This is a genomic window from Thermodesulfobacteriota bacterium, from assembly GCA_036397855.1.
Lineage (GTDB): Bacteria > Desulfobacterota_D > UBA1144 > Nemesobacterales > CSP1-2 > DASWID01.
The window spans coordinates 1-12,438 of record DASWID010000099.1; the positions used below are offsets into that span (position 1 = coordinate 1).

At 40.2% G+C, this 12,438-nt stretch carries 9 protein-coding genes and 1 pseudogene; 2 read left to right on the forward strand and 8 right to left on the reverse strand.

Going from position 1 to position 12,438, the window contains the following annotated elements:
* The 3 genes from VGA95_07430 to VGA95_07440 form a co-directional block, all read right to left on the reverse strand.
* Nucleotides 1–325 (reverse strand): hypothetical protein (locus VGA95_07430; GenBank protein HEX9666379.1); only part of this gene is annotated, 325 nt, incomplete at its 3' end.
* A 23-nt stretch (nt 326–348) separates the two neighbouring features.
* Nucleotides 349–1,611 carry a TolC family protein gene (locus VGA95_07435; GenBank protein HEX9666380.1) on the reverse strand — a complete coding sequence of 421 codons (1,263 nt, stop codon included), beginning with the start codon at nt 1,609–1,611 and terminating at the stop codon, nt 349–351.
* Nucleotides 1,612–1,690: 79 nt separating this feature from the next.
* Nucleotides 1,691–2,068 (reverse strand): hypothetical protein, encoded by a 378-nt coding sequence (locus tag VGA95_07440; protein ID HEX9666381.1) that lies wholly within the window; start codon nt 2,066–2,068, stop codon nt 1,691–1,693.
* A gap of 728 nt (nt 2,069–2,796) precedes the next feature.
* Here VGA95_07440 and VGA95_07445 point away from each other — a divergent pair.
* Together VGA95_07445 and VGA95_07450 are read left to right on the forward strand one after the other, a co-directional pair.
* The gene (locus tag VGA95_07445) at nt 2,797–4,977 is read left to right on the forward strand and encodes a bifunctional alpha,alpha-trehalose-phosphate synthase (UDP-forming)/trehalose-phosphatase (protein HEX9666382.1); all 2,181 of its coding nucleotides are present in this window, start codon (nt 2,797–2,799) and stop codon (nt 4,975–4,977) included.
* Between the two features lie 390 nt (nt 4,978–5,367).
* Nucleotides 5,368–7,284, forward strand: coding sequence for a radical SAM protein (locus VGA95_07450; protein HEX9666383.1), 1,917 nt, complete (start codon nt 5,368–5,370; stop codon nt 7,282–7,284).
* A gap of 343 nt (nt 7,285–7,627) precedes the next feature.
* On the opposite strand, the pseudogene VGA95_07455 reads toward VGA95_07450, so the two are convergent.
* From VGA95_07455 to VGA95_07475, 5 genes and pseudogenes are all read right to left on the reverse strand, one after another.
* Nucleotides 7,628–8,881, reverse strand: a pseudogene (locus VGA95_07455) (malic enzyme-like NAD(P)-binding protein).
* Between the two features lie 908 nt (nt 8,882–9,789).
* Nucleotides 9,790–10,545, reverse strand: a complete 756-nt coding sequence (locus VGA95_07460) for a cytochrome c biogenesis CcdA family protein (GenBank protein ID HEX9666384.1) — start codon at nt 10,543–10,545, stop codon at nt 9,790–9,792.
* Complete coding sequence (locus VGA95_07465) at nt 10,542–11,063, reverse strand: TlpA disulfide reductase family protein (protein ID HEX9666385.1); 522 nt, start codon at nt 11,061–11,063, stop codon at nt 10,542–10,544. Before VGA95_07465 ends, VGA95_07460 begins: the two co-directional genes overlap by 4 nt.
* A 232-nt stretch (nt 11,064–11,295) precedes the next feature.
* Complete coding sequence (locus VGA95_07470) at nt 11,296–11,907, reverse strand: TIGR04282 family arsenosugar biosynthesis glycosyltransferase (protein HEX9666386.1); 612 nt, start codon at nt 11,905–11,907, stop codon at nt 11,296–11,298.
* 24 nt (nt 11,908–11,931) lie between these two features.
* Nucleotides 11,932–12,438, reverse strand: a 507-nt coding sequence (locus tag VGA95_07475) for a ubiquinone biosynthesis methyltransferase UbiE (protein ID HEX9666387.1), incomplete at its 5' end; no start/stop codon positions are given.

A 12,438-nucleotide genomic window follows, 5' to 3' on the forward strand; every position in this document is an offset into this window, starting at 1 on the left:
GATTTCTTGTAATCACTTCATCTGTCTTTACACCTATAAGCTGTTGTCTTTGTGGAGTGATATTAATCTCTGTATAGCCCTCGGGGTTCTGCTGAGTCTCCATTTCTTTATTCCCTTCCATATTCATACCCTCGTGCCCCACCTTTTCTTCTACTACTTTATTAGTCATAGGCATTTCCTCTTGAGCAGTACTCTCCACCATATCATTTCCCTGAGTGATTTCTCGATTCATTGATTTATATGTAAGGGAAAAAACTGATATGAGAAGAATCAAGACTCCCAGTAAACCAAATTTTTTTAATTTATTTAAACCATTCTTTCTCATTTTCTTTTTAGACCTCCTTGGATTTATTTGATTAAATCCATATCGATAATCTCTTCAATTCTTGCTAATGCCTTTTGATAGTTTGTAAGGTGCGTATAGTATGTGAGTTCGAAATTAAAAAGGGTTAGGAGGTTATCAAGAAGAGTGAGGAAATCTATATTTCCGACCTGATATCCCGCAATTGCTGATTCAAGAGAGGAAGTAGCCTGTGGAATTATTCCTTCTTCAAAGAGTTTTAGTAGATTTTCAGATGTTTTAGCAACCAGATATTGATCCTTTACTCTAAAGGATATGTCTTGACTTGTACTCGAAAAATCCTCTTGTGCTGCTTTTAGCTGTAATACTGCCTCTTCAACTCCATACCTTTGTTTCCGCCAGAAGTAGAGTGGTACTTTTACGCCGAACGTCACTCCCCACGCACCTTGTGTTCCACCACCTCCTGGTATTCCCATTAAGCCGGGTGAAGCTCCAATAGAGAAGTCGGGATAATACTCCTTTTTTGCGAGCTTTAAAGCCTCTTCTTCTCTATCAATAAGATTTTCCTTTGCTTTAAGAAGGGGGGCTCTTTCTTGAGCTATCTTATAAAGTTCCTCTGTAGTCAAGTTAAAGGGAGATTTTTCAATTTCAGTCTCTGGGTTTCCGAGTGGGGAATCTGGTGGACGGTTCAGGATACTCCGAATTCTTGCTTCGACCATCCCCTTTTGCTCATTAAGAAGATCAAGCTGTTCTATAAATCTTGATACTTCAACCTGAGCCTTTAATACATCCTGCTGTATTCCGTCTCCCACAGCATATTTCGCTTCAGCAATTTGTTCGAATTTTTCAAGAATGTCTTTATTCTTTGCGATAATTTCTATGGATTTGTGAACTAAAAACCAGATATAGTATGCTTCCTTCAGATCGGCTATAACCCTTCTCAGGTCTGTTTCGTACATTTTCTCCTGAGCTTCCGCCTCCTCTTTTGCGGTTTGCTCTCTGAGTGAAAGCTTCCCAGGGAAGGGAAATTCTTGGAAGAATGTGAATAAAAACATACTATCAGGCGTTTCGTTTAGCGTTATTCTGTCAAAACTGACGTTAAACCAATTAATTCCAACTATTGGATCAGGCAGCGAACCCTCCTGAGATGGACGCTTTGTAGAGGCTTCCCACCTGGCTCTTGCAGCTTTTATTTCAGGGTTATTCTGAAGGGTTTCATCAACAAGCGATTTAAGGGTTGTAACCTCATCAGCATAAGAATTCGCTACCATAATACACATGATGCTTACTACTGAAATAAGTAATTTCATTTTTTACCCCCAAAACTATTTATACTTACAACTGGCTTTTGTGAAAAGGGCCATTTATCATCTACCGTCCATTCATTTCTTAATTGTCCTTTACTTCTTTAATCATGATATAACTAACGCCGCCACTCTCGATTAGATCTCCTTTAACAGTCACTTTCTTCTCAACATAATCGAAAACTGGGTTATTGGGATTTGTAAAAGCCTCCCTCTGGAGGATTGGATAGATTTTTCCTTGTTCATCCATGATTGCTAGGTTCATACCGGCTTTTGCGCACCGTTGAGCACATTCTCTGTGACCCTCTCCTTTCATGCCCATGGTTAATAAGCAAAATGGGTCTATTACTGTGCCCTTTATCGTCACTTCACTACCAATCACACTTACATCAAAATAAGTGGCGAAAGTTAGAAAAATTATTAATATCCATAGACTCAAAGATAGCTTTCTAAATTTAAACATAATTTGATCTCTCCTTTTTTTCTTCTTCTAGACTCTAGACTTGATTCTAGTGCGAATGGTTTGTTGCCCGATGCCTCTGGGGTAGAAGAATAAAATCAGATGGACTTAGCTTGCAGTCTCGATATACCTTTACCAAACAGAGGTCAGACCGGTGGGAATGGAATTAAATTAGAAATGAAGAATTTGACAGGAATAAATAGGGTGGGTCGTGTTCTCTTATATTAACACTTAAGCTTGAGTCAAGATGCTTATTCATTTCAAGGCTTGAATTTTTAATGAATGAAGCGTCTAATATTAAATCTTTAAAGGTTAAATGATCCTTGTGAGGAGCATTATTAAGTGATACAAAACAACACCTGAAAGCTCCATGATTCGTAACGTGTTCGTTTAAATAATAAATAGTGGCATCGCTCTTATGTCTATTTTGAGAGTGATCTTCTTTTTTTAAGGAATGGCAATTTGAGTTACTCGAGGGAAAGGAAGAAGAGATCGATCTTGACCCGAAGCCCGAGTAGCATGCGATTAGAGTTACAACCAAAAACAAGTTTAATTTCTTCATCTGTAGCAAAATATATTATTTATATTAGTAATTGTCAAGATTCTGAGATTAGATTCAACCCATGGTAAGACTATATTATACATGATTCCTTGTAATTGCTTGCAGATTTTTTGAAACTCTCAAGCCATAAATAACTTGATATAATGTTAATATCAACTTAGATTAAGAAATGATGGGGAAATTAATAATAGCTTCAAACAGATTGCCTATAACAATTACTAAACGAAAGGGGAAATTTAAAGTTCAATCAAGTGCCGGTGGTCTAGTAACTGCATTAGGGGGATTAGAGAAATCTCAACAGCACGTATGGGTAGGCTGGCCAGGGATTTCTATGAGTCCTTCTAATCCTGAATCAAAGGATATAAAGGCTTTGCTAGAACCTGAAAATTATCATCCGGTTTTTCTGTCTAGAAATGACATTGAGGATTATTATCACGGATTTTGTAATGAAACGGTCTGGCCTCTTTTTCACTACTTTGTTCAGTTTGCCTTGTTTGATAAAGATTATTGGAAAGCCTATAAAAGTGTAAATGAGGCATTTTGTGATGAGATTATGGAGATAGCTGAGCCTGAGGACACTTTTTGGATACATGATTACCATCTGATGATTCTTCCTGAGCTCCTAAAGGAAAAGTTACAAGAGGCGAAAATAGGATTCTTCTTGCATATACCATTTCCATCTTCAGAAATCTTTCGTTTGTTGCCTTGGAGTAAGGAGGTCATAGAAGGCCTTCTTGGCGCTGACTTAATAGGTTTTCACACTTTTGATTACGTCAGACATTTTCTGGAAAGTGTTCGTCGTGTATTAGGATACGAGCATACATTTGGTCAAATCACAGTGCATTCCCGTGCTGTAAAGGTTGATGCCTTTCCAATGGGGGTAGATTATGAAAAATTTTCAAACGCTGCTCAGAATCCTGATGTTCAAAAAAGCATAAGAAATTTACAGAAAGAAATAGGTGGGGAGTTTAAAATAATCTTATCGATTGATAGGCTTGATTATACAAAAGGAATACCTCAAAGGCTGGAAGCTTTTGATCTATTTTTAAAAAGAAACCCCGGCTACAAGGGCAAGGTGATATTTATACTGGTCGCAGTGCCATCCCGCACAGAGGTTAAGCGTTATAAACTCTTGAAGGAACAAATAGACAATCTTGTTGGAAATATAAATGGTCGACACGGCAAAATTGGATGGGTGCCAATATGGTATTTATACCGTTCATATGAATTTAATGATCTTGCAGCCTTATATTCTATTTCCGATGTTATTTTTGTTACGCCGCTAAGGGATGGTATGAACTTAATTGCTAAGGAGTATGTAGCTACTAAGAATGACGGAAATGGAGTACTTATACTTGGAGAAATGGCTGGAACGGCAAAAGAGTTGATTGAGGCTATTATCATAAATCCAAATGATGTAGAAACAACCGCTAATGCTCTAAAGCTTGCATTAGAAATGCCTGCGGACGAAAGGGCCAGTCGCATCAATACTATGCGACTTAGACTCAGACGTTATGATGTTAGAAGATGGGCAGGTGATTTTATGGAAAAACTGGATCATATAGATGATATTCAGAGACAGATGAAATCAAGGGTATTATCCATGGATTTCAGAAACAAGATAACAGACGATTATTCAAAAGCTCGGAATCGCTTATTTTTACTGGACTATGACGGCACATTAATGCCATTTAACGAAAACCCAGAAAAAGTAGAACCAGATCATGACCTCGTTAAGACACTGACGTCTCTGTTTTCCAAACAAAATAATCAATTGGTCATCATTAGTGGTCGTGACAGAAAAACCTTAGAGCGCTGGGTTGATAAATTTACTAATGGCTTAGTCGCAGAACACGGGGTATGGATTAAGGATGAAGGATGGAAAACTATTGAAAACCTCTCGGATAAATGGAAGGAAGAAATCAGGCGGATTCTTGAAATTTATGTAGATCGGACACCCGGATCATTTATAGAAGAAAAGGATTATTCACTGGTTTGGCATTTTAGAAAAGCCGATCCGGCATTGGCTATGGTTAGGGTAGGGGAGTTAAAGGAAATTCTTTTACATATAACTGGAAGCTTGAATGTAGGGGTTCTCGAGGGTAACAAGGTTATTGAGATCAAAAATACCGAGGTAAGTAAGGGTAGGGCGGCAATGTATTGGCTGTCTAAGGAGAAGTGGGATTTTATATTATCAATTGGCGACGATTCGACGGATGAAGATATCTTTGAGGCACTCCCTGATCGGGCATATTCAATTAAAGTTGGGTTAGGTCCTTCAAAGGCAAGGTTTACTATCCCTTCCTTTATCGAAGTGAGAGAGCTATTAAAGGAATTGGCCGGTGTATAATGCTCTGTATTATAAATCGCTGTTTGATTCCTTATTACGTATCTTAAGGCGGAGGGAGCAAAAAGATGACACAAGATGACATAATAGGTTACTGAGATTAAAATGAATTACGAGTAGGAATTCTGCTTGAGTCTTTGCTGACAGGAATTGCATTCGCGCTAAAAATTTCTTCTAAGATCAGCTCGAACCGTCAAATGACAATGAACATCAAGTATTAACGTACGTTAATGGGGAAAAAATGTGATTTTTGTCTTATCTTCGGACAAATTTAATTAAAATTGAAGGAGGTAATCGTAAGATTGTTCATGATTTAGGATAGTTATGAAGTATTGACATAATGATACATATCCTCTAAAATGGTTAGTAATTTTAAAACAAGGAGGGATTATAATGGATTTAATTAGAATCCTGGAAAAGACATTGAGTACATCTTCTAATTTAACCTGGAAAGGCTTGAAGGCAGTAAATGAATTTTTGCCCACCAAACCATTCCAACCATACTGGGCACACGCTCCGCTTCCTAAATCGCAAAAGAGAACAAAACCCCCTCTTGGATTGCCCAGGGAAACCGATTCTCTTTGCCCGCATTGTGTGAGAGAATTGAGGGATGATATACAGGCAGACCGTATAAACTGGCAGGATGTAATAAAAACCAATCCAGGGATGGTGAAGGCCCGAATCTATGAGGATGATGGAAAGGTTTTGATGGAAAAAACCTGCGAAAGGCATGGGCGGTGTGAAGATTTAATTGCTATTGATAAAGAATTCTTCTTGCATATGGAATCATTATTTATGGGTGATGATATGCCGATCCCCCAAAATATGCTTCGCAACCATGGCGCCTCATCGATTAAATATAGCAGGGGGGCATGTCTTAACGTGGACCTCACAAACCGCTGTAATATGATGTGTAGGCCCTGCTACATGGATGCAAACCAGGTTGGCTACGTACATGAACTTACAGTTGATGATGTGAGGAAAATCTTATCAGACGCTGCAAATTTTAAACCAAGAAGACAAACAGCCGTTATGTTTGCAGGTGGTGAACCTACCATTTCGCCTATTTTTCTCGAGTCATGCACGATTGCAAGGGAGCTTGGGTTTTTTTCCGTCCAGGCCGCAACAAATGGTTTGAGATTTGCCCTCGAGCCAGGTTTTGCTGAAAAAGCAAAGGAGGCCGGCTTGCGAATAGCTTATCTCCAGTTCGACGGTATAGGCAATCAAGCGCATGCCCACAGAAAAATAGCTAACCTTTTCGATGTAAAGCAAAGAATCATAGAGAATTGCCGTAAAGCGGGAATAAATGTCATGATAGTTCCGACCATTGTCAACACTATCAATAATGACCAGGTTGGACCAATACTCGATTTCGCAATCAATAATGTTGGAACGATTGCCGGGATAGCTTTTCAGCCTGTGTCGTTTACGGGTAGAGACGATAATATACCAGATGATCAGAGAAAGAGAGAGAGGTATACGACTTCTCACCTGGCTCACGAGATTTCAAAATATACCGACGGAGTTATAGACCCGATGAGGGACTGGTTTCCACTTTCCGCACTTGCACCGTTTGCAGATGCTGTAGACTTAACCAGGGGTATGGACGATTCCTGGGGCTCAATGAAGTGTGGCTGCCATCCAAACTGTGGCGCTGGTTTTGTTCTATTGGTTAATAAGCAGACCAGGGAAGTTGTTCCGGTAACAAAGATTGTCAATTTTAAGCAATTGTTAAGGGATATGCTGGATATAGCAGATAATTATCGCGGTCCCAAGTGGGCAAAGGCGCAGATGGCCCTGTCTCTCATGAGAAACTACCGGCCCGACGAAGCTCCCAAAGGTTTAGATTTCCGTAAGCTCGTAAATATCTTCCTTGAGCAATCGGGTGCTAAGAACTTTGGAACACCGACGGATCCTGAATTTGATTGGGGTGTTATGTTTATTGCAGCCATGTGGTTTCAGGATGTATATAATTATGACTTTAGACGAACTGAGAGATGCGTAATACCTTACGGAACTCAGATGGGAGAAATATCCTTCTGTGCATACAATACAGGAATTGGATGGCGGTGGATTGTAGAAAAGGAATTCCAAAATGCAACAACAAAAGAGTGGTTTAAGGCAAATGGAAGGCACCCGATTTATGCGAATAGCAAACCAATTGATCTTCCTGAATATGAAACACCCGTTGATTTGCAGGGGAATCCGGTACAATGGAAGGGAAGGTTATCTAAGGTTAAAACGCCACAATCCATAAATGGCAAAGACGAATCAATACCAGAGGGAGTATCGGTTACTACACAGTATTAACTCATCTACTCCTGAAGTGTAAGCTTTCTCATTAGATACATGCACATGCTGGTCGTGTGCATGTATCTTTTTTTTCTACGATTCAAAAGCCTCATAATCAAGCGAGCTCAACTCCCCCCTGGAGGTTTAGGACTCGAACGCACGGTTCTGTCTTCTAAGGTGGATAAACCAGGAACCTAGCTCCAGGGTTATTCATTCAAGAAGTATTGTTATAGGTATTGGCTGTTGCGGGGGGTCATTCTTGATTTTTCCACTAAGGTCTAAATTGGACGGATAACCAGATTGGCTATCCTTCTCGATAATTCCGTATTTATATTCAAACGGCTTTTTTTAATCTTTCCTTAACTTTCCGTTCTAATGAATCCTTATACTCCTCAATGTCTATTTTTATCCTTGCTACTCCGGTTTGTAACGCAGCTTGGGCCACAGCGACCGATTCCCAAATAAGTACCCTCGGATCAAATGGCTTTGGTACTATGTATTCAGGCCCGAATTCGAAGTGCGTCTCGCCATAGGCCTTTGCAACTGTATGGTCTGCTCCCTTTTTTGCAAGGTCTGCTAACGCATGTGAAGCCGCGATTTTCATTTCTTCATTAATGGCCCTAGATCTTACATCTAAAGCGCCACGAAAAATAAATGGAAAACCAAGGACATTGTTCACCTGATTTGGATAATCCGATCTGCCCGTGGCCATTATAATATCCTTTCGTGCGTCTTTTGCGTCTTCGTATGAAATCTCGGGGTCCGGGTTTGCCATTGCAAATATAATCGGCTGATAAGCCATTGATTTCACCATTTTTTTTGTAACCATCCCGGCGACTGAAAGACCGAAAAAGATATCGGCACCCTTAATTGCTTCTTCAAGAGTTCTCAAATTTGTGTCTACCGCAAACCTTTCCTTCTGGGGATTCATTCCCGCTTCCCGTCCTTTGTAAATGACACCCCTACTGTCACATAAAATCATATGGTCTCTTAGAGCTCCAAGTTTTATGAAAAATTCAGCGCATGAGATTGCCGCAGCCCCTGCTCCGCTGAAAACTATTCTTGATTTGCTTAAATCCTTATTGGAAAGTTCACAAGCATTGAGAAGACCGGCACCGGAGATGATTGCCGTTCCATGTTGATCATCGTGAAAAACTGGTATTTCTAGTTGTTTTATTAATTCTTCTTCAATATAGAAACATTCTGGTGCTTTTATATCCTCAAGGTTAATGCCGCCAAAAGTAGGTTCCAAGTATTTTACTGTCTTAATAATTTCATCAGGATCCTCAGTGTTAATCTCAATGTCATAAGCATCGATGTCGGCAAAGCGTTTAAAAAGGACGCTCTTGCCCTCCATGACAGGCTTACCTGCTAATGCACCAATATTTCCTAAACCCAATACTGCGGTGCCATTTGATATCACTCCTACGAGGTTACCCCTGTTTGTATATTCATAAGATAGATTTTCGTCTTTTTCTATCTCTAAGCATGGTTCAGCAACGCCAGGGGTATAAGCAAGGGAAAGGTCCCATTGAGTTTCACAGGGTTTGGTTGGTATTACCTCGAGCTTTCCCTTACGCCCCATGCGATGGTACTCGAGCGCCGCTTGTTTCATATCCCTTTTGCTGGCAGGTGCTTTAGCCATGATATATTAGTCCTCCGAGATTTTTTTAAAATACGAATTTTTATTATGTTATTTTTCATCAATTATGTCTGCATCCGCAGCTCGCTGGAGTGCATGAACAGCCTGATGCCATAGATTCAGACATAGAATTAGATTCCCCAGATTGTACCCTGAATGTCGAGAATAGTTTTTCCAAATTGCGGCTCCGACAGTTATCACAGGTAACGCCGCTATCTGAATTTAAGACTAATTTTTCAAATCTATTATCACATTCTCTGCAAAAGTATTCAAAAATCGGCATTGTTCCTTACCTCCCAACCTTATTTAGGGGAAAATAAAGTATAAATTTTAAATATAACTAGTCAATAGACAATCCATATTAACGTCATTGCGAGCCGAAGCCCTGAGCCTGTCCTGAGGATGTCGAAGGGCCCTAGCGAAGGGCCTGTCCTGAGCAGAGTCGAAGGAGTGGCGAAGCAATCTGCTACCCCAATACTACGACCGTATGAATAACGAAACGCCCTGTCAATAGTGCAGGAGATTGCTTCGAGACTTTTTAGTCTCTCGCAAATGACCGCTATTCGAGTGCCACCTAGAGTGTCATCGCTGTAGATGTTACATAATTCGGGGACAAAATGAATACGATTTCATTGATTAGTCCTTTTCAGAATGAAAAGGACTTAAATGGCATTCCAAAAATTGCCGCCTGTGCTGAACTTGTTTCAGTATTAAGAAAATCAGGAACGAAGACGTAAAAATCTCCCTATATCCTCATTCGACGGACTCATGACAGGCTCTTTAAGAAAGAGGGATTTTCGTTAATTTCCTCCTTTTCTAAAGGAGGATTAAGGAGGATTTTCCGTAAACCTTATAGATTGACGACTGAGATATTGGTTTTGTTAAAAGCTCTTCCAGAAGTCAATGCCTGCCAGGTCGAGAACCTTCTGACCATATATGTTTAAGTAGAATAGACTGTTTGTCACCATTAGTATTCCGACAGCTACAAGTGTTCCTCCTACTACGAACTTATAAAATCCATAGTGCTTCTTAATCCAGCTGAAAGCCCCGAGGGCCGTCGAAAGCGCGAGTCCCGTAATTATAAAAGGTATACCCAATCCCGCTGAGTACACAAAAAGCAACGCCGCCCCTTTTCCTGCTGCTTCTGTCGTGCTGGCGTATAGGAGGATCGACGCAAGTATCGGTCCAACGCAAGGGGTCCATCCGAAACCAAACGCGAACCCCAAAAGGAAAGTACCTATTAACCCGAGATTTCGATGAGGTAAGTTAAATCTGCGTTCTCTGTGGAGTTGCGGAATTTTTATAATATCCATTGAGAATAAACCGAATAGTACCACTATTATTCCGGAGATCTTTAATAGAAGCACTTTGTTTTGTCTTAGAAATACTCCCATATAGGATGCGGAAGCGCCGAGTAATACAAATACTACCGAGAAACCAAGTACGAAAAAAATACTGGGTATCAGTATTTTCTTTATTCTATTCTCGGTAGAGCATTCGGTGAGTTCGTTAAACGATAATTTCGAAACGAGTGATATATAACCAGGAATAAGAGGTAGTACGCATGGAGATAGAAATGAGACAATTCCCGCCAGGAATGCAAAAACCCAACTGACCTCCCCAACCGACGTCGTCAATCTGAAATCTCCTTTAGATATTTCATAAAGTTTTTTTCTCCATCTTCTCCTAAAAAAGGCCCGTAGTTCTTTTTAGTGATCTTACCCTCTCTATCGATGAAAAATGTTGCGGGAAGGGCGACAACTCCGTATGCGTTCGACACCTCACCCGAGGGATCGTGTAGATTAACATATGTAATATCGAAAGCTTCTATAAATTTCTGTGCCACGCCTTTCTCATCCATTACATCAATACCGATAAAAACAACTCCCTTCTCCTTGTACTCCTTCCATGTATATTCAAAAAAGGGGATTTCCTCTCTACAAGGAGCGCACCAGGATGCCCAAAAGTTGAGGACGACTGGCTTTCCTTTGAAATCAGATAAATTTATATCCCTTTCTCCATTGAGTGAGGGAAGAGAGAAGGTCTTAGCATCTTGCATTTCACCACTTGAAGTAGTTTTAGTTTCTCCCCTTTCGCATGAAAGAATCAAAATAAAAGAGCATAATGCGATTAATAGACCCAGCGGATTTGTCATAACCATCTCCCGTTTCTATATTAACTGATAAATATTATAAAATTAAATCGTTTTTAATTATCCAAGATTGAGTAAACAATATAAGCTATAACGGTGGATATTGGAAGTATAACTGATCGCGTAAGAATCATTTCATTTACAACTCTCTATCTTACCTCATGATCCATCACTCGCGCCGTTTACATACAAAAGCAGAATAAACGGAATAATAATGATTAAGTGTAACACATCGTTAAATTCGTTTTCGAATCTTTAGAAGCTGGTCGTTGCTTATATCATAGATGGTGTCTACATCTCTAAGCATTTCTAAACAATCAGACTTAATGCCACTGTGTCGCAATTTTTTTATGGTCTGATCAAATACGAGATTTGTGCTCCAATCGATGTCATGAAAAATCTCCGGAATGAATCGTCTTAATCCAAGTAGATAATAACCACCATCATAGGAAGGACCTATGACTACCTCTGACGTCTCGAGTTTTTCGAAGGCTGTTAAGATCGTCTGTATTGTGATTTGAGGGCAGTCCGTTCCAATGATGACTGTTTTGTCCGCTCCTAGCGAGAAGGCATGACTGAAAGCATTTGACATCTTTTCCCCAAGTGAATTTCCTTCCTGTGCGATAAATGATAGACCATTAAATTTCAACCAGCGCATTACGTCATTTTTTCTTTCGGGCGGGTCGAAGAATACGATCTTTCTATGGTCAGCTAACTTCGATAGGTCGTAGATGATCTGTTCCGCCATCTTTCTGTAAAACATGGCGGCATTTTCAAAACCTATGTTCTTAGCGAGCCGTGTTTTTACCTTCTTGGGCTCTGGATACTTAACAAAAATTAGGAGCATAGGATTTACGTAATTTCCCTCCTGCTAACAGCAGTTTCCCCCATCCACGCAGCATCTATAATCCTCGTTCACCTCTCTCGTAGGATCGGTAATAATAAACATCCGTTCATAGGGAGGTTTGGTGAGCTTCTCTGCAGTATCTGTGCAGATTTCTATGGGGTCATTTCGAGGGAACAAATGTCCTTCCTCATCAGCAATTGCTTTTAGTGGTCCCAGATAAATAGCCCTCTGACCGATGTAGACACACCCTGCAGTCTTTTCAAATTTATATCCCCTTACTGTAATCGAATAAAACCTGTGGTTTTCCACATTTTTCCAGTAAATCTTGTTGAGAAGCTGTAGCCCATAGAATCCTGCTTGTTCGAGGTGTGAAAGAAACTGTTCCTCTGTTAAAGCGCCGGCGATACATTCACCCCAGAGATGGTCGTTTGTCGCAATATGTTCCGGAACCTCTTTTTCCGAGACAATATCGGATATAACAATTCTCCCGTGATTTCTGAGGATGCGCCACATCTCCGAAAACACCCTCTT

Excerpts from the sequence above, each read along its gene's own strand:
- VGA95_07435 (HEX9666380.1), bottom strand. The coding sequence starts at position 1,611 with ATGAAATTACTTATTTCAGTAGTAAGCATCATGTGTATTATGGTAGCG.
- VGA95_07440 (HEX9666381.1), bottom strand. The coding sequence starts at position 2,068 with ATGTTTAAATTTAGAAAGCTATCTTTGAGTCTATGGATATTAATAATT.
- VGA95_07445 (HEX9666382.1), top strand. The coding sequence starts at position 2,797 with ATGATGGGGAAATTAATAATAGCTTCAAACAGATTGCCTATAACAATT.
- VGA95_07450 (HEX9666383.1), top strand. The coding sequence starts at position 5,368 with ATGGATTTAATTAGAATCCTGGAAAAGACATTGAGTACATCTTCTAAT.
- VGA95_07465 (HEX9666385.1), bottom strand. The coding sequence starts at position 11,063 with ATGACAAATCCGCTGGGTCTATTAATCGCATTATGCTCTTTTATTTTG.
- VGA95_07470 (HEX9666386.1), bottom strand. The coding sequence starts at position 11,907 with ATGCTCCTAATTTTTGTTAAGTATCCAGAGCCCAAGAAGGTAAAAACA.